The sequence below is a fragment of the Paenibacillus sp. FSL R7-0048 genome (assembly GCF_038004505.1).
Classification (GTDB): Bacteria; Bacillota; Bacilli; order Paenibacillales; family Paenibacillaceae; genus Paenibacillus_AQ; species Paenibacillus_AQ odorifer.
In genome coordinates this window covers 1,274,182-1,293,280 of the sequence record NZ_JBBORF010000001.1, presented here as the reverse complement: position 1 = coordinate 1,293,280, position 19,099 = coordinate 1,274,182, and the positions used below count along the sequence as shown (strand labels likewise).

The window sequence follows — 19,099 nt, the reverse complement described above, 5'->3', positions numbered from 1 at the left end:
CACCCTCCAGTTCAAATGGTTAGATTCAGCTATGCCGGGTATGTAATTACTAATATAAGAAATTTAACGCCGAGGAGGAAATTCATCATGACAGATAAACGTTTACAGGATAAAGTTGCAGTGGTTACAGGTGCTGGTTCCGGTATTGGAAAAGCTACAGCGATACGGTTTGCCCAACAGGGAGCTAGGGTATATATGCTTGACCGCACTCCCGAGGATTCCTATGAAACTAAACGTGAGATTGAATCTATTGGCGGTACAGCAACAGTAATTGAATGCGATGTCTCCAATCCAGGTCTGGTCGAAGAAAGTATTCGTAAGGTTGGAGAGGCGGCCGAGAAGATTGATATTGTTTTTGCCAATGCTGGCATTAATGGTACATGGTCTCCCATCGAAACACTAGAAATCGAAGATTGGGACCAGACACTGGATACCAACCTACGCAGCACCTTTGCCACAGTAAAATACGCCATCCCCCACATGAAAGAAAATGGCGGCAGCATCATTATCACCAGCTCCATTAACGGCAACCGAGTATTCTCGAACATTGGCGCTTCCGCTTACTCATCTTCCAAGGCAGGACAAGTTGCTTTTATGAAAATGGCTGCCCTAGAGCTGGCGCAATACGGCATCCGTGTAAATGCCATCTGTCCTGGATCAATCGATACACAAATTGGAGATAATACGTATAAAAGCGATGATCTTCAAGAAGTGAAGATTCCTGTGGAGTTTCCGGAAGGTAATCATCCGCTGGAAAATGCACCGGGTAAGCCTGAGCAGGTTGCCAATCTGGTATTATTTCTCGCATCGGATGAATCTTTACATGTGACGGGAACTGAAATTTATGTAGATGGTGCCGAATCGCTACTGCGTGGATAATATTTTACTTGAACCGTTATAATATTTTAAATTCTATGCAACATTTTGGTCTAATCTACCATCTAAGAGTATGGAGGTGACGCAAATGAAAAAACCATTATTCATAAATAACGCTAAAAAAATGACTATAGCCTGCGGCATTTTGGCAGCGAGTGTGTCTTTTGGGGCATCCGCTTTTGCTTTTTCAGATTTGAAAGGTGATCCTGCGGAAGCAAAAATCAACTCTTTGCATAAAGAGGGGATTATAAACGGAGTAGACAAAGATAAGTTTGCTCCTAAATCTAAAGTAAGCTTTGCGCAAGGGATACAATTCATCGTTGGGGGTCTGAATCTGACTCCGCAACCAGCGGCAGGTAGTAGTTCTTCCAAAGCCAGTGATTATTTTGATAAAGTGAACGACAAGGCCTGGTATGCTTCGGCTTTCCTGACTGCCAAGCAAAATGGCCTTTCACTCGACCGGACAGTGGATCCTAATGGAACTATCACCCGTGCTCAGTTCGCGCACTTATTGACGCAAGCGTTGCAAAGTAAAGGTAACTTCCCTGTTACGCTGATGTATGTAGATATTAAGGATGGCGATAAACTCTCTACGGAGGTTATAAATAGTCTCCAGATCCTGCTGAATACACATATTGCCACACTCGATAAGAACGGTAGTTTCCGGCCGAATGATGCTATTACCCGCTCTGAAGCAGCCGCTCTGATCTATGATGCAGCCGCTTTTGCTAAACGTGTAATTGTATCTAATGGCAGTCCCACTACTCCAACCTACGAAACAGAGGTTACGTTGACCAAAGCGGGTGAAGGCGTAAATAAAGCCACCCTTACCGTTAATAATCTACCTAACCCCGGGTATGGGCTGGTGATTGAGCGAATCGAATTTGGTAAAGACAATACGGCTGTGATTTACTTTAACGTGACTGCTCCTGAACCAGGGAAAATGTACGCGCAGGTGATCACAAAAGCATCTGTTGCCACTTATCTGCCAGATGGATACAAAGCTATCGCTCAACCTGTAACTGGCTCCGCCTCTTATTCGTCTAGCGCGGCACAATAATATAAATCGAACTTGAGGGTTTTAGAGTTAAGGGTCAGTCGCAGCCGCGGTGAATATTTGGACTTCCAGCTACCGTTTATGACGGCTGAGATACGGAGAAGCTTATGCTTACGAAGATGGCTTTCCCATGGAAATCTTAGCAGCGGTTGCTATCGCTCCTACAGTCCCAAAGTTCCCCTTCGCCTCTCTTCCCTTTCCTCAGGTATCTAAGTTCATTTTTATAAGCAAATAAGGGATGCCTCAAAAGCCATCATAATGGTTGCTGAAGCATCCCTTATTTGTTCTTCCTTCTCCCTTTATCCCAACGCCAAACTCTGAATGATAAGGTAACGGATGCAGCCGCTATCGGACTCCATAGTTGCTATTGTCTTAAAAAATATCCAATATGGGCCTATTTCTAACGAATAGCTGCACTGGGCCCGAACTGTGCTCCAATCGCAATAAATTTGCAAATAACGTCGCTGGGTTCGCAAGCTAACTCAGGCTCAGAAATGCTGATTACTTGGTAGTAATGATTATCAAACTACGAGCGATTCGATCATCTTTGTGTGCATAAAGCTACTTGACGGGGATGAACATCAAACTTCGCGAGATTAGATCATATTTGCACGGACGCAGCTGCTATCGGACCCAGATGACCTTATTCGCAGAAAAATGCCAATTTCACGATACTATCGGACTCCACCGTCGCTATTGGCACAAAAAGCACCATAGATATGCCTTTTTCTAATGAATAGCTGCACTGGAGTCCGAAACTATGCCCTAATCGCTAAAAACACGCGAATAGCGTCATCTGGGTCCGTTAGGCTCAGCGTATATCAATGGATATGAAAATCCGCTAAAGCAGGTAGCCAAAAACAAAATACAGGTCAGCGATGCTCCAATGTTTGCGGTATGCGAACGTAGCAGATGGGTGTGTAGCAGTTAGGTATGCAGTAACTAGGTGTTCAGTAACTAGGTGTGCAGCAGTTAGGTGTGCAGCAACTAGGTGTGCAGCAGTTAGGTGTGCAACAGATGGATTTGCAGCGGATGGGGTTGCAGTAGCTATCGGACCCAGATGACCTTATTCGCAGTATAATCGCACATTTGGACTACTAAAGGACTCCATCGTCGCTATTGGCACAAAAAGCACCATAAATGTGCCTTTTTGTAATGAATAGCTGCACTGGAGTCCGAAACTGTGCTCTAATCGCTAAAAACACGCGAATAACGTCATTTGGGTCCGTAAGGATCAGCGTATACCAACGGACGTGAATAATAAGTTGAAGCAGGCAAACAGCGTCCATAATAGCGCCATCTGAGTCCGTAAGCTAAGGCGTCCATAATAGTATCATCTGGGTCCGTAAGCTAAGGCGTCCATAATAGCATCATCTGGGTCCGTAAGCTAAGGCGTCCATTGATCATGAATAATGCCGACTAATGCATGGTCTTCTCCGATCTTTTCGAAGACTAGACGCAGGCTGCGCCAATCCATTCCCTCGACAGAAGGATCGATGCCAGCAATATGATATTCAACGAAATCATATTGCTCCTTAGGATACACTTCGTTTAAGTTATTGATCGTCGTCCCTTGCCCAAGCCCCTTGTTCACAGCAATTTCGGCCTTCTGAATGAAGTCCGCATCATAAACAAACCGCTTGTAGTAATCTGCAAATGTCAGCTCGATTAAATCACCGGAGCCAGCAAATGTTCGCCAGACTCTTTTGGTAGAGTCATTCATTAATCCTTCTACTTCCTCCCGGGTGAATACAAGATCATTTTTTGTATCCACGTATGCATATGGAGAGAAACGTAGCCCTTTATCCCGATGTACCCATGCCGCTAATTGCTTCATATCCTTGTTTTTAATTGACCTTATAACCGTCGTCGCTGCTTCCTCAACTGATGGCGGTAATCCCTCTAGATCCTGCGGCTGCCCCGTACTTGATGTCTCAGTCTCCTGTGGTGATTCCGTAGTAGCCGCTGACTGTGCAGTTGATGTCTGCTCTGGCGTCTGCTTTTGTGTCTGCTCTGGTGCCTGCTCGGGTATCGGCTTTTGCGTCTGCACTGGCGTCTGCTCTTGTGAATGCTCTGGCGTCTGCTTCGGCTCCGTCCCTGCTTCTGGCGTTCCGCTACATGCTGTAAGCCATAACATTGCTGCTATCAGCGCCAGCCCACCGATTTTTTTTGCGAAGTACATAATATCCCTCCTTAGCTTCGATCCTTCACTCTTTAGACTGATTTGAACAAATGAAGGTTGCAAGCTTATACTAAAACTATCAATCATACAACTCTTATGAGAGGGCGGGGTTACCATTCATTTAACAGAAAAACTTAAAAGCCTTCCCCTAACTCCCGGCGTTTATCTCATGAAGGATAATCTCGGTCATATTATATATGTTGGCAAGGCAAAACAGTTAAAACGGAGAGTCCAATCTTATTTTCAAAACTCAAAATCTCATTCCCCAAAGGTTAAGCAGCTTGTAAGAAATATTAAAGATCTGGAAATCATCCTTACGGATACCGAATTCGAAGCCTTTATGCTGGAATGCAAATTAATTAAAGAGATCAAACCCATGTACAATAAAAAAATGAAAAATCCGCAGGCTTATACCTATATCGTAATAGGAGCGAATGAAAAAATACGTTCGTTAGAGATTACGTATGATCCTGCGGTCAAAGAAGGCACTCAGGTTTTGGGTCCCTATACAAGCAGAAGCACGGTTGAACGGGCAGTACAAGGCATTAAAGAAAGCTCAAAAATCCTTTGCAGCAACCCTAGCTTTAAAAATTCCCTATGCCTAAACCATTCGCTTGGCCTATGCATTGGGATGTGTGCAGGCGGAGATGCCGCTGTTCAATATAATAAAATTATTGATCGGGTCATTGGCTTACTAAACGGCTCAGATTCCAGCATCCTCGAGGAAATGGAGCAACGGATGGCAGTGGCCGCGGAGCACTATGACTTCGAAACCGCCGCGAAATACAGGGATTATATTGGAGCTGTTAGCTTCCTGATTCACAAAGAGAAGGTCATCGAATTCGCTCAAGAGAATCAGAATATTGCTGTTCTTGAGGCCATGAATGAACAGACGCTTAAACTCATTCTGCTCAAGGGCAACCGTATCCTGTCCCATACCAAGCTACAATATGATCAACCGGATATCACCCACCTGCAAGCGGCAATAAAGTCAGCGATTATGACCACTTTTCACAGTGAACCCAATCAGACCCCGGCAGCGATCGGCCGCCATGAAATTGACGAAGCACAAATAATATACAGCTATTTAAAAAGCAGCTCCTGCAGCTATATCATCATTCAAGAGGATTGGCTTGCAGCTGAGCAACGTTCCAATATGGAGGCTTCGGTAAATGAGCTGTTGCAGATTTTTTTAAATGCGGTTCCTTCTCATTCCTATAATTAAAAAGATTTCGTAACTGCGGTAAATGTTTGGACTTCCGGCTGATTATAGTAAACGGCGGCCTGCCTTTGCAGGCTGCATTTTTCGGTTTTGCTTCTTCAACAATCTTTTATAGCGTTTCTGAGTGTAAAGCACCTCACCCGCCTCCATTACCGTTTCCTTCGCCTCATTAACAACCAGCTTAGTTTCCTCCACACATTCCTTCATACGATTGATCTCCGATTTGAATCCCTCAGACCTGTCCTTCGCCAGCTCCAACGTGATCTGAATGTTTCCCTTCATCTCATCTATAGGTTCTTTCAACCCCTCTACTGATTGCTTAACTCCGTCAAGGGATTGCTTCAGGCCATTCACACTATTTTTTAATTCTTTCAATGGATTTCCCACATCTATCTCCTCCTAGTAATAAGCCATTAGTTCAACTGTTACTCTAAACTTACCCAAAGAGTGCACGTCCTTCACTTCTATAATGACAAAAAGGGTTCCAGCTGAAAATAATCAACAAGAAGCCAGTCCCCAATAATGGAGACTGGCTTCTTGTTGTCGTTCTTTGAGGATCCCTGCGATCTGTCTACTTTACGCTTCCCGCCTCAACACGCGGCGGACGCATCGTCAAGCTGACCCGGCCCTTCTTCAGGTCAACCCCCATCACCCAGACGGTAACATTGTCTCCTACGGAGACAACGTCCATCGGGTGCTTCACAAAGCTGCCGCTGAGCTGGGAAATATGCACCAGCCCATCGTTTTTGATGCCGATATCGACAAATGCGCCGAAATCGATAACGTTGCGGACGGTTCCCTGCATTTCCATGCCAGGAACCAGGTCCTCGATCTTCAGCACATCGGTGCGGAAGATCGGCAGCGGCAGCTCCTCGCGCGGATCGCGGCCCGGACGCTGCAAGCTCTCCAGGATGTCGCGCAGCGTAGGCACGCCGACATCCAGCTTCACAGCCAGCTCCTCGGCATTTTGCACCTCAAGCTGTGAGGCCACTTCTTTGCTGCCAAGCTTATTCACATCGAGGCTTAGCTCACGGAACAAACGATCCACCACCGGATAGGACTCGGGGTGAATAGGCGTGCGGTCCAAGGTGTTGTCTCCACCCGGAATCCGCAGGAAGCCGATACATTGCTCATAGGACTTGGCACCTAGACGAGGTACCTTTTGCAGCTGCTTCCGAGTCGTGAACTTGCCGTTCTCTTCCCGGAATTTAACGATATTCTTAGCAATTGTTCCATTAACCCCTGCCACATAAGAGAGCAAGGCAGGAGATGCCGTGTTCACATCCACGCCAACATGGTTTACCGCTGATTCCACGACGGCTTTAAGACTCTCCTCCAGATGCTTTTGGGAGACGTCATGCTGGTACTGTCCCACACCAATAGCTTTCGGATCGATTTTCACCAGCTCCGCCAGCGGGTCTTGCACACGACGGGCGATAGAAGCCGCGCTGCGCTCCGCTACATCCAGATCCGGGAATTCCTCCTGCGCCAGCTTGGAAGCCGAATAGACACTCGCTCCCGCTTCATTAACGATCAGGTACGCCAACTCTGGATTGCCAATCTCGGCAATCACTTCTGCTGTAAACTGCTCCGTTTCACGCGAGCCTGTACCATTGCCGATTACGATGAGCTGAATGCCGTACTTAGCAATCAACTCTTTGAACTTAGCAGCAGCTTCGAGCTTCTTGTTGTTCGGCGGCGTCGGATAGGTCACAGCTACCTCTAGCAGCTTACCTGTATCGTCTACAACAGCCAGCTTACAGCCAGTACGGTATGCAGGGTCAACACCCAGCACACAACGTCCCTTTACTGGCGGTTGCAGCAGCAGGCTACGTAGATTGCCAGAGAAGATCGAAATCGCCTGGTTCTCCCCACGTTCGGTCATCTCTCCACGAACTTCACGCTCTACAGAAGGAGCAATCAAACGTTTGTAGGCATCCTCAGTCACTGCTTCCAGCAGTTCCTTCACCGGGGATGGCCCTTTAATGATCTTCCGTGCGATATAGGCATGAATTTTATCAGTGACGACCTCAATGCCTACCTTTAATATATTTTCACGCTCACCACGGTTAATTGCTAGGATGCGGTGAGGTGGCATTTTGTGTACAGGTTCACGGTAACTATAGTAATTTTCGTATACAGATTCTTGTTCTGCATCCTTTGCTTCAGACACAAGAATACCTTGACTTGCTGTATACTGGCGAACCCAAGAGCGGATCGCAGGATCATCTGCTATGTTCTCGGCAATGATATCCAGTGCGCCTTGCAGCGCTAGGTCTGCGCTCTCTACTCCCTTTTCCACATCAATATATTTCGATGCTTCAGTCTGTGGATCCCCTTGTCTTTGCTGCTCCAAGATCCAGTTAGCAAGCGGCTCAAGTCCTTTTTCCTTCGCAACACTAGCCCGCGTCTTACGCTTTTGCTTGAAGGGACGATACAAGTCCTCTACTTCCTGAAGCTTGACCGCATTGATAATTTGCTCATGAAGCTCCTTGGTCAGCTTGCCCTGCTCTTCAATATTGCGTATAACGTCTTTTTTACGTTCGCCTAGATTGCGAAGATAACCCAGCCGTTCTTCAATATCACGAAGCGCATTCTCGTCCAGCTCACCCGTCATTTCCTTCCGATATCTGGCGATGAACGGAATGGTATTTCCCTCATCCAACAGTCCTACCGTAGTGCGTACCTGTTTCAGACTAATGTTCAATTCCTTGGCAATCGCTACGGTTATCAATTCCTGCTCCCGCTGTGCGTTTGCCTCATCCGTAATGACTTCCGTATTGCTGTTATCTACCGCCATTAGTATCCCTCTTCCCGTACACAATCTGCTTATACATATCTTGATCTCATAATTAAAATAGTATCACAGATTCGGCTCTGCACCAAAGACCAGCCCGAATAGCGCGCTTTGTACTGAACCGCTGTGCGCATATCGCGAGGTATGGTGGAGTGGTCAGAGCCCGGATTCGGCGATTACGCCCGCTGTCCCATTCCCCGTTTGCCGGAACTCAGTGACAATACAAAACACAAAGCCAGAACGAGCGCGGCTGCCCCATATGGGAAGTTAATACTAAGATCAAACAAATAACCTGCGACGATAGGCCCAGCAATATTTCCGAGACTTGTATAAGCTGAGTTCATTCCCGCTACGAAACCTTGCTGCGATTCTCCGGCCATTTTGGAAAGCTGTGTACCTACTGCTGGGCGCAGAATATCCATTGCAAAGAACACAATAAAGGTAACCGTAATAATCGCCCAAAAGCCGCTTACAAACAAGGTCAGCAGAATAAACAATGATGAGACTATAAGACAAGTGGAGATCACCTTGTTCTCCCCGAATTTATTCAAGATCCAGCCAAACGCGGACACCTGCACCACCGCACCTGCAATAGAACCAAAGGTAATTACAAAAGCGATATCCTTAGGCGTAAAGCCAAATTTATGGTCCACGAACAATCCGAACACCGTTTCATAATTAGCCAGCCCAAAAGCCATGACAAATACAATAATTAAGCCGAAAAAATACGGTTCGCGATAAGAACGCATCAGCTGCGTCAAGAAGCTTTCCTGATTATTTTTTGATAACGTCGCTTCCTTACGTTTCTCTTCAGATAGAGACTCAGGCAAAATTAAAACTGTAATTAGAGCTGCAACTCCAGCTGCACCCGCTGCACAGAAAAAGGGTACCCGCATTCCAAGCTCAGCAAGATAACCGCCAATCCCAGGACCAATAATAAAGCCGGTGGTAATGGCTGCATTAATTAGCCCCATTCCTTTAGCTCTCTCTTCAAAAGAAGTCGTGTCCGCTACATAAGCCATAACTGCCGGCATAATTAAAGCAGCTCCTGCACCACCAAGCAATCTCGAAACGAACAAGAGCCAAGGTACATTGGCCAGACCAAAAATCAGCTCCGATATCGCAAACACGATCAAGCCTGCTACAATCACCTTTTTTCTACCGATTCTGTCGGATAATCTGCCGGCAAATGGCGATATTAATAATTGGGCAAGCGAGAAGGAGGCGACCAAGAGCCCGACAGTACTTCCGCTGATCCCAAGCTCATTCATGTAGGTTGGCATTATTGGGACTACTAGCCCAATTCCAGTAAAAGCCAGAAAAATATTAAGCATAACAAGCAGCATAGCGCCTCTGTTTCTAAGTAACAATGACATTGTATTAACCCTCCGTGTGTTTAAAGCCAAAACTTCGAATATTATGCATGTTAAGACCGACCATCCGGTCTAAATAATAATAAAAAAATAACCCTTCCTATTCCGGTGCCTTTGAGAAGCTTCAGCTTCAAGTTCCTGAATGTAAAGCTTCTTTTCATGCCCCTCGTTATCTTACCCCGTACGGATCCCTTGTAATAATAAATTTACTGCTTCCCGGTAATATTTTTTTATATCCTCCTGGGTCTTCTCATGAATCGAGAATTCAGAAACTCTTCCAATCCCTTCAAGCATGCCACTCACGATGATTACATAGTTCTCTAAGTCGCCCTTTACCAAATATCCCGTTTCAATACCTTCCTTCAAAAGATCACGACAAGCATGTGAGGCTGCTTCATAAAGAAGTGAAAGCCGCTTGCTAATCTCTTCCGGGTGGCATCTGCTTCTGGAGAATTCCTCGAGCGCATGAATCAATGGATTCTGAAAATCATTTGCGTAGTGTTCGGCTAACGCATAAAATCGTTCTTCGATCCCTACAATTTCCTGTTTCTTATCATCCCACGCTTGCAGCCACTCTAACGTATCCACTTCCACTACAAATAGAAAAAGCTCATCCTTGCTCGGAAAATGGTGATACAGACTGCCTTTACTGACATTCGAGGCTACACAAACTTCATTCATAGTTACGGCAGCATAACCCTTTTGTACAAACAACTGCGTGGCCTTGCGCACAATTCTTTTTTTAGTTTCTTCTCCGTCTGAGCGTCCTTTGATTCTAAGCACCTCCTAAACCGACCGTACGGTCTAATAATATCAGATCATTTTCAAAAAGTGAAGACCTAACGATTCTTTATTTACTATACGCAAAAACGCACATTAAAAGACGCCCGGATTCGTACCCGAGCGCCAATCTCATGAGTTATCTATAACCTAGGGTGATTAAAAATCAATCAGACCAAGGCTGATTTGCAGCGATTCATCCACCTTTTTCATCGTTTCATCATCAAGGTGGGTGATCTTGTCAGTTAAGCGTTGTTTGTCAATCGTCCTAACCTGTTCCAGCAAAATAACAGAATCTCTGTCAAAGCCATGAGCAGCTGCGTCAATTTCCACATGTGTAGGTAACTTAGCCTTCTGGATTTGGGCTGTGATTGCAGCCACAATTACCGTCGGGCTAAAGCGATTGCCAATATCGTTCTGGATGACCAGAACTGGCCTTACTCCGCCTTGTTCAGAACCTACAACCGGCGAAAGATCAGCAAAAAAAACATCGCCACGTTTAACGATCAATGTCTACACCCCGCTTACTAAGCGGCCAAGAGTGCTGTCTGCATCTTCCTCCGCGAGGAAAGCCTCGCATGCCATGGTCAAGTTGATCTTAGCCATTTCCATGTAGCCGCGCTGCATGGACTCCCGGATGGAACGTTTCCTCCGTTCGCTCAAGTACAGCTTCATGGCCTGCCTAATCAATTCACTCCGGTTGGAATTCTCCAATTGAACAATTCCGTCCACTTCCTGCAAGAGATGATCGGGCAAGCTGATCATGATTCTTTTGGTGTTCTGCAAATTAGCCACCTTCTCTTCCACCCCCACAAACCTTCTGCCCTTGTGTTCCAGTGTTACAATATACAAGGAATTTTATACAAGGAATATATGCCGCCAGTATATCAAGTATGCTGCATCCCATTATAAACTAGAAATGGTGGTTCGTATAGGCTTTTAGTCACATCTCCTAATACGATACAATTCCTTCTATTTTCTCCCTTGTATAACATCACTGTCAAGAACTTTCAGTTTGTGAGCAGAGCATTTACTAATTTAGGAAGTGTGCCTTCACTTATATAAACGCGGGGCACCCGATGAGCCAACATGCAGATAACCTCGTAGTGAATTGTTCCAAGCTGGAGAGCCAACTCGTCTGCCGTGATCATCACGTCAGCTTGACGGCCGATGAGAACAACTTCTTCGCCTGCTTTAATTTGTTCCGCTTCTGCAGCGAAAGATTTGAGTGATACCATACACTGATCCATGCAGATTGTTCCGACGACAGGAACGCGGCGTCCACGTATTAGCACCTCCGCTTTGCCAGTTAGCATGCGGGAATATCCATCTGCGTACCCCACAGGTAGCGTTGCAATAATCTCCTCGCTCTCTGTGATGTACCTAGTGCCGTAACTGACGCCCCAATCGGCAGGCAGGCTTTTGACATATACAACCTGCGTCTTCAGCGTCAATACCGGACGTAGTTCTACCAGTTGACGGTTCACCTCTGTGGAGGGATAAAATCCGTACAAGCTGATGCCTACACGCACCATGTTGCTGGATAAATAAGGTGAATCAATGGCCGTAGCGCTATTGCCCGTATGTATGATCGGGATCTGAATGTTCTGCTCCCGCAGCGTTTCCGCCACGCTCATGAACCGTCGATGCTGTTCCAGTGTATAGCTTTTGTCTTGTTCGTCTGCCTTGGCAAAATGGGTAAACATACCCTCCAGCTCCGCCTGCGCAACAGACTGCACTTCAGAGATAAATGCAGGTGCGTCAGCTGGTAAAAGACCCAGTCGTCCCATCCCGCTATCAATCTTGATATGCACCTTCAGCCGATGTTCCGGATCTATAGGAAGCTGTCTTATAGCCTCCAGTACCTCCGGTGTGAACAGTGTTACAGTTACATGGTTCTCCCAGGCAACGGCTATTCCTTCTGGGGAAGTGTAGCCAAGCACCAGTATAGGAATCAGTATTCCCGCCTGACGCAGCTCCAATGCTTCATCCAAAAAAGCCACACTAACATAATCTGCTCCGAGTCTTTCCAGCTCCCGTGTCACTTCCACTGCTCCATGGCCGTACGCATTTCCTTTGACGCATCCCATAAACTTTGTCTCTGCCGGCAAGTAGCGGCGAAAGGCTTCGTAATTGGCACGCAAATCATCCAGATTAATTTCGGCTACTGTCGGTCGATAGCTTGCTTGCACTTCAAGTCACCTTCTTACGTTGTAGTAAAACGTCATTGCTGCATTGCATTAATCATTGTCTTAGTACCAATGGTAATGCTACAGAAGGTGGCTGTCAATGTGTGCTGGAGCCCCGGCAAATAAAGAAAAGCGGATACTACGTTGTAGAGGAAAGAATCCCACAAAACGCAGTATCCGCCTACTTTTTATTATTTACCCGATTGTGCCTCCATAGAAGCGGCAATTTGCATCATTTCATTAGCAGGAAGATTGGCACTTGTAATTCGGTACTCTACTCCCTCAGACATCCAAGTCAATGTCTGCTGCTCATCCCCACTCAGAACTCCCCATGTAAAACCAAGGTCTTTCAGGGTTCCAGGCGCCAGTGCTACCGCACGGTCCAGTGGACGGGATTCCATAATAGTGTACTGATAAATCCCATCATATCGGATGAGAACAGCATGGTCTTTGTTGCCCTCCAATTTATGCGAGTCCTTAAACTCTACACCAGCTGGAATATAATCAGGTTCAATGATCCCAAAGTCTCCAAGCTCTGCAGCCACTGGTTGCTCAGCCGGTTCTTGGCCTTCAGGAGCTGTAATTGGATTACCATTCTCATCAACCTCAGCTACTGTGCTCTCTGCGGACTTACCCGAGGCCATGTTCTTTTCCATATCAAAAGAATCCTTGGTGAAATCCGTATCGAATTTGAAGGTGTCAAACTTCACGTTTACAACTACCTTCGCTTCAGAATCCGAGACTTGAACCTGTTTAGGTTCATAAGTCTTTTTATCAAGCCAAATCTTTTGTCGTACAAGGGCATTGCTTTGATAATTCGCGGCTACCTCGAACACATAGTTATCCCCATCTTCCACAAATTGGCGATTATTATCCGAAACTATGCCACGAACCAACGTCTGATACAGATAGACCTGCCCTTGATCATCCGGCCAATCGCTTTGGAAGCGGAAGCTCTTATTCATACTTGGTGTGAGTACGAATACTCCCTCATCATTACGAAGTACGATCTGCTTAATATCCTTCTGAACATTTGCCAAGCTGATCCGGTAGTAGGAAGGATTCTTGTACCATACCTCTACCTTATACTCCTGCGGCTGTTCCCCGGTATACAGGGTCATTGTGCCAGAACCTTGGTACGTTCCCTGCTTACTTTCCAACTTGTCAGCCACATTGTTCAAATCCTTGACTACGGAAGCGGCATCCTTCTTCCCGCACCCCGTCATCACCAGGGCCACGCTCATAATGATCGCGAGTACCCATGTTATCCGGCGCATGACATCATCCCCTTAACCTGTTTTGAATGCATTGATTAGTACATGTCTATGAGGGACTTGGCCGCAATATGCAGACGGGCATGACAAGCGTGGGTCTTGGAGTATGGAATAGTTGCTTAATAGAAAAAGAATCCGCATCGGATGCGAATTCTTTTTAAAAAAATAAAAATTCTAATCGTTTAAAGTCGTATCTTTCCCTTCAACTTTTCACATAGGATTAAAATTCTCTTGTATTATTTCGGTATCAGGAGTTTTGGTCTCTCCCTTTGATTTTTCCCAGCAAAAGTTTGAATGAAATAAAAAACGTACTCGTTGTGTAAAAGTTAATAATTGAGGATATCCGAATTGTGTGTACTTTTCTTTTAATAAATTCTCTTTAGTGATTCTACAAAAATAAAACCCGGTTTCTGGAACATAGTCTAGTGAGGTATACTTATTCGTTATCCTTCCTAGTTTATTATTAATTTTCTCTAATACTTTCAAAATGATCCACGACAATCCAAATATACTTGTCAACATTACAATAATAATATAAATAAAATAAATACCATCTTTATAAGGATTTCCTGAAATTTTATAATTTCTCTGAATCCATTCTAAATAAAAAAAAATTGCAGCTCGTAACCAAGTAGGTACACTAAGAAAAATAAATGTGATAATACTTTTTTCTTTTATATCTTGGATCAATGTCTTACTCATTTTATTTTTATATTTCTTGAAGCTTGATTCATTGTATGACTTGAGTTCTCTAAATTCTTGATCTAAATCCCTAATTATTTTCTGTCTTAAATTAATCTGCTCATTAGTTAAATCTATATTTCGGGAATTTTCTAGAGTAGAAACTATCGATAATTTATTTATAACTTCCTTCCTTATATCAAAAATATTCTCTGAACTTCTGTGATATTGTTCAATTTCTAGTAATATCATAAAATCCTCAAATAAAGAAGAGGATAATAAATAACCATACTTCTCTATTATTGTTTCAGTTTCACTATCTATTAAATAACGCTGAAGTTCTTTACTTCTAGTTTTTTTTATCAAAGGATTATATACTTTTTCTAACTTATCAGTCACAGTTTTATGATAATTATTAGTCTCTTCATATTTACTTCTAGACAAGGTCAATAATAGATTTGTAATAAGTGTCAGTAGCCCTACCCCAGCAGCTATAGAAGCAGATAATAACGCAGTGTTTTTTATAAAAAAATCCATATCTCATCTCCTAAAAAACAAGTTACTTATTATTGTAGCAGCCTGTAATAAAATAAAATATGACTGAATAAGTTTTGCAATATTAATTATTCGTACAAAAAAAATCAATAAGAAGCCTTCAACCGACTTAGAATCAAATTTAGAACTTAATTTAGTCGCCGCCTGTAGTTCAAGCCAAAAAGCCCGCGCACAGCGCTGGCTCTATACTTCATCAGAAGTTGCAATATCATATGTAGGGTGTTTTAACCATTCTCTTCAATTCTCGTTATCACTATGTACTGCTTTATTGTACTGATTAATTAATTCATCTAATCTCATGGACTGTCTGATCACATTTGGATGCGAAAGCCCTCCATGTTGCCTCTCCATCAAATAAAGTTTGTTTCTAGCACCCTCTATTCTCTTTTGGATAATTTCCTGATCATTCATTAACACTACCTCCCTAATGAAATATTCTAGAGGTATATGTCAAATTCTTAATTTTACATTGAAGTGCATTACTAGAATTCAAAAAAAAAGCGATACCAGATTTAATTGAGAACTCTCTTGATTGATATCTTCTATGAAACTATCACTACTAAGCACTGTCAATAACAAAGCAATTTTTCTTTTCATTGATTCTAAGCAGATTCTGGTACTCTTTCTGCGTTTCTAAAGATGCAATATGCCGAAGCTGCTCAAACATTCCGACACACTTAATTATACATGATTCGTTATTAATCCTTACAGAATTCTCTAAACTATCCATTATATATTTTATACTAAGCTCATATTTTCCTCTTCTTATATAATACAATGCTATTTCAGCCATAAAAAAAGTGTATCTGTCTTCGATAATTTGTCGATTATAACATTTAAGATTTCTCTGCTGATCTCTAAAATCTGATATTTCTGGCTCAAACCGCTGAAGAATATCATCCACATTAAAATCATAGTGGTTGGCTGCCTGAAGGATTTTGAACAGGCCTGGAAGAAATTCTTCTTTCCTATCTTCAATATAGGTCACATATTCCGGAAGCATTGCTGCATCACCTTTTAAAATTTTCAGCAAAAAAATATTAGCCTGCGCCCAACCCATACATTGATTCATAAGTTGCAAAGCTTCCTCCGTATCCTCACGAATCCAGCTCATGTCCATGTAAAGGTTGATATAATGTAATGCTCTATCATAATCTCCAAGCTCTCTGTAAACTACTGAACGTAACACATAAGAATATAAAATATATGAAAATAAGGGCATTGCAGGTTCCTTTTGTACCCCGTTTTTTCTGGCTCGCTCATTATTATAATTATATTGAATGGATGCATTTTTGCCCAATTCCTTAGTCATTACCATTACCTTATCCCAATGCCTCAAAGCGCTATATGTATTCGCCAGAACCTTCAGTGCGTCAAGCTGATCAACTTCATCAAGCCGATTTACAAAACCCTCAAACTGCACCGCTGCCCGCAAATTCACATCCTGATCGCCCCCTAGAGCAATCGTAAACAATCTGTATTGGCAAAAAGCCAGCCGCTCTGAATGCTGATACTTCTCACTCTCCGCCACACTCCGGTATAACAACGCTGCAGCTTCATATTTCCCTTGTGCAAAGAAATCTTCTGCTGTATCAAACAACGGGTGTGTATAAGATAGTCTGTCCATCATGATTCCAATCACCCGGCTTATACATTCCAGCTTATCTAGTTCAGCACAGCGATATAGAAAAGGTCGAAGACGTCTCCAATTGGGATTGGAATGTATAAAACACTCCTCCACATACATATCGTAAAAGCAGCCTTCCTCTAATCCCATACCTTTTGTAATCCGATCTAATTGCTGCATGGCTATAGGACGATTCCCATTGATAATGTTGCTAATTGTGCCCGAATTCACTTTAGATACCTCTGCGAATTGATTAATTGTTATTCCATTCTTCTTGAGGTAGTCCGCCAGTTCTGCACGAATGGTCATCTGCTTCATGATCAAAGCCACCTTTCGCCATCATGATTCATATATAGATCAATAGTATTTAAATAATAATATGTCTAATTATTCCAGTGGTCAAATACTTTTTTTGACTCAATTGATTATACATTTATTCAATTAGTGATGTATAAAATACAAATTAGCCGAATGTAAAAAAACACCAGAACACAAGGTGTATTAGACCTTTTCTGGTGGCTTTTCTAATGCTACTTCTATCCATCGTTATTCAATACATGCATTTAAATTCAACTAAGAACTAGGTTTAATCATCATGTCCAGCTTATTTATATAAGGGCCGAGCGCTTCAATTAACTTCTCTTGGTTTTGTATCTCCTCTTTCGAAAGCCGATCCATATGAACACTTCCATCTGCATCAAATACCTTGGCATCATAGCTTTGCAACTCATTTATTAATTGTTCGATCTCCGCAAACTCTTCTTTAGTAAGCCTCTGTTCTGCTTTTTCCAGCAAGCCATCCCAGAAAGTATCACGATCAACGACAGCCGACTTTGCCTTAGGGATTTCCGTTTCATTCATTTTCTCAAAATAAGGTTTAAGCTCAACCTGTAAATCGTTATATGCCTTTTGATCCTTCGCACTTAACTGTTCCAGGTGAAAGACTCCTTCAGCATCGGCCATTTGCAGATTGTAAGCTCCCAATTCCTCTAGTAATGACATCAATTTTGTGAATTCCTCTTCGTTAAAACTTTGCTTCGCGCTCTGCAGTTTGGCTTCAAGCCTGTCATATTGTTGCTGGGTTACTCCAATCGTAGCAGCAGTTGCTTGTGAGCCATACAGGGTATCCGCCAAATAATTATATCCGGCATATGCTCCAGTAGGAATTAATAATGCAGCCGCCAAAATGCTTGCTACAAGCCATTTTTTCATTCGTCTTCCCCCTAACCTAGTCTCGGTCTGATTTAGTATTTGCTCCTTCAGTTCCGGTGGGGCACTTAGATTTCTCGCCTCTTCCTGCAGAACTGTCCGTAACTCTTCATTGAAATTCATGCAGGTCCTCCACCTTTCCCTTAAAAAGAGTATGATTTTCTGGCTTCTGACGAAGCTTATGCAGTGCAGCATGAATACGGGATTTCACCGTACCCAGAGGGATACCCAGTATCGCGGCACTTTCTTCCTGTGAATATTCATTTAAATAGTGCAGAATAATCACCTGCTTCAGCTTAAATGGAAGACGATCAACACTTGCTAGTAGACGGTGGTTAGCTAACCTGTCCACAACATCACTAGTGAAATCAGGTTCCATCCTTAGATCAGTCTGCTCTACTTTTTTGACCATTCGGAGATGCGTCCATCTCTTTCTTCGATAGGCATGAATTTGCCGCATAACCAGCCCCATAAGCCAAGGCCTAAAAGGACGATTGACGTCAAATTGCTCAAGCGACCGGTGCACCTGAATATAAATCTCCTGAACAACATCATCCACATCGGAGGTTTCGCGAACGAGAAAATGAACGGTCTGATACACATCCCGAATCGTTGCTTCATATAGTTCACTGTACGCTTCACGGCTGCCGGCTAGCGTAAGCGCAATGAGCTGAGAATATTCATTTGGATGTTTCATCCCTCTCAATCCCTCCTTCGGTCTTACACTATGTATTGGTAAATAGAGAATAAATCGTTCGATTTATTTTAAAAAACAACCAGGCAGCGATTTTCCGGTTATTGGAGAATCGCTGCCTGGTGTTTTTACTCTGCAGCGGCTTATTGGAGTAGATGAAGTCGGCGGAAGCTGGTCTTCAGCTTTGCTTGAGCAGATTATGCGCAGGTGGAAGCTGATCTTCAGCTTTGCTTGAGCAGATTATGGGCGGTGGAAGCTGATCTTCAGCTTTTCACACCAGCTTTGGCCGGACCCTGCCGAAATCTATGAGATAACTGCATTCTGTACACTTATTCCGTATGCAAAAGGGTTTACTCTGATTTTAAGTGTATTCTATACAACTAAAAAGCAGAGAAACTTCCTATAGTGGTGTAAATCGTGAAAATAAGTGTACGAAATACAATTATATCCATCGAAGCGTTGTTTCGCAGAAATATAGTTGTACGAAGTACAGCTATATTCTCCCAATCGTTGTTTGCATGTGCCCTCAATAAAGCGAAAAAGGGGAGATCCATATGGATCATCCCCTTACCCGTATATACTC

17 protein-coding genes are annotated in these 19,099 nt (G+C 43.6%); 3 read left to right on the top strand and 14 right to left on the bottom strand.

The window, feature by feature from the left end; genetic code table 11:
* The first annotated feature begins 87 nt into the window (after positions 1-87).
* Both NSQ91_RS05545 and NSQ91_RS05540 read left to right on the top strand, forming a co-directional pair.
* Positions 88-879: an SDR family oxidoreductase gene (locus NSQ91_RS05545; protein ID WP_076305358.1), complete on the top strand. Its 792-nt coding sequence runs from the start codon at positions 88-90 to the stop codon at positions 877-879.
* An 85-nt stretch (positions 880-964) separates the two neighbouring features.
* A complete protein-coding gene (locus NSQ91_RS05540; protein WP_076187528.1) occupies positions 965-1,936 on the top strand; it encodes an S-layer homology domain-containing protein in 972 nt (323 codons plus the stop codon).
* A 1,384-nt stretch (positions 1,937-3,320) separates the two neighbouring features.
* Here NSQ91_RS05540 and NSQ91_RS05535 read toward each other — a convergent pair.
* Positions 3,321-4,115, bottom strand: a complete 795-nt coding sequence (locus NSQ91_RS05535) for a hypothetical protein (RefSeq protein WP_076129529.1) — start codon at positions 4,113-4,115, stop codon at positions 3,321-3,323.
* A gap of 169 nt (positions 4,116-4,284) precedes the next feature.
* Here NSQ91_RS05535 and NSQ91_RS05530 point away from each other — a divergent pair, with 169 nt between their 5' ends.
* Positions 4,285-5,340, top strand: coding sequence for a GIY-YIG nuclease family protein (locus NSQ91_RS05530; RefSeq protein ID WP_076129530.1), 1,056 nt, complete (start codon positions 4,285-4,287; stop codon positions 5,338-5,340).
* Between the two features lie 42 nt (positions 5,341-5,382).
* On the opposite strand, the gene NSQ91_RS05525 is transcribed toward NSQ91_RS05530, so the two are convergent.
* The 13 genes from NSQ91_RS05525 to NSQ91_RS05465 form a co-directional block, all read right to left on the bottom strand.
* Positions 5,383-5,724: a hypothetical protein gene (locus NSQ91_RS05525; protein ID WP_076129531.1), complete on the bottom strand. Its 342-nt coding sequence runs from the start codon at positions 5,722-5,724 to the stop codon at positions 5,383-5,385.
* Between the two features lie 184 nt (positions 5,725-5,908).
* Entirely contained in the window at positions 5,909-8,137 is a 2,229-nt protein-coding gene (locus NSQ91_RS05520) for a Tex family protein (protein ID WP_076282047.1), read from the bottom strand.
* Positions 8,138-8,310: 173 nt separating this feature from the next.
* Positions 8,311-9,510 (bottom strand): MFS transporter, encoded by a 1,200-nt coding sequence (locus tag NSQ91_RS05515; protein WP_076100052.1) that lies wholly within the window; start codon positions 9,508-9,510, stop codon positions 8,311-8,313.
* 171 nt (positions 9,511-9,681) lie between these two features.
* Entirely contained in the window at positions 9,682-10,290 is a 609-nt protein-coding gene (locus tag NSQ91_RS05510; RefSeq protein ID WP_081383506.1) for a TetR/AcrR family transcriptional regulator, read from the bottom strand.
* A 156-nt stretch (positions 10,291-10,446) separates the two neighbouring features.
* Complete coding sequence (locus NSQ91_RS05505) at positions 10,447-10,797, bottom strand: type II toxin-antitoxin system PemK/MazF family toxin (protein WP_036686777.1); 351 nt, start codon at positions 10,795-10,797, stop codon at positions 10,447-10,449.
* 3 nt (positions 10,798-10,800) lie between these two features.
* Positions 10,801-11,082 (bottom strand): CopG family ribbon-helix-helix protein, encoded by a 282-nt coding sequence (locus tag NSQ91_RS05500; protein WP_025698676.1) that lies wholly within the window; start codon positions 11,080-11,082, stop codon positions 10,801-10,803.
* Positions 11,083-11,297: 215 nt separating this feature from the next.
* Positions 11,298-12,479: an alanine racemase gene (gene alr, locus NSQ91_RS05495; protein WP_036686775.1), complete on the bottom strand. Its 1,182-nt coding sequence runs from the start codon at positions 12,477-12,479 to the stop codon at positions 11,298-11,300.
* A 188-nt stretch (positions 12,480-12,667) separates the two neighbouring features.
* Complete coding sequence (locus tag NSQ91_RS05490) at positions 12,668-13,753, bottom strand: LolA family protein (protein ID WP_076305355.1); 1,086 nt, start codon at positions 13,751-13,753, stop codon at positions 12,668-12,670.
* A gap of 207 nt (positions 13,754-13,960) precedes the next feature.
* Positions 13,961-14,968 carry a hypothetical protein gene (locus tag NSQ91_RS05485; protein ID WP_340393446.1) on the bottom strand — a complete coding sequence of 336 codons (1,008 nt, stop codon included), beginning with the start codon at positions 14,966-14,968 and terminating at the stop codon, positions 13,961-13,963.
* Between the two features lie 255 nt (positions 14,969-15,223).
* Positions 15,224-15,397, bottom strand: a complete 174-nt coding sequence (locus tag NSQ91_RS05480; RefSeq protein ID WP_076129534.1) for an aspartyl-phosphate phosphatase Spo0E family protein — start codon at positions 15,395-15,397, stop codon at positions 15,224-15,226.
* Between the two features lie 148 nt (positions 15,398-15,545).
* Positions 15,546-16,931 carry a helix-turn-helix domain-containing protein gene (locus tag NSQ91_RS05475; protein ID WP_076305353.1) on the bottom strand — a complete coding sequence of 462 codons (1,386 nt, stop codon included), beginning with the start codon at positions 16,929-16,931 and terminating at the stop codon, positions 15,546-15,548.
* A gap of 255 nt (positions 16,932-17,186) precedes the next feature.
* Positions 17,187-17,945, bottom strand: coding sequence for a DUF3600 domain-containing protein (locus tag NSQ91_RS05470; protein ID WP_076129536.1), 759 nt, complete (start codon positions 17,943-17,945; stop codon positions 17,187-17,189).
* A complete protein-coding gene (locus tag NSQ91_RS05465; protein ID WP_076305352.1) occupies positions 17,932-18,519 on the bottom strand; it encodes a sigma-70 family RNA polymerase sigma factor in 588 nt (195 codons plus the stop codon). Before NSQ91_RS05465 ends, NSQ91_RS05470 begins: the two co-directional genes overlap by 14 nt.
* Positions 18,520-19,099: the final 580 nt, after the last annotated feature.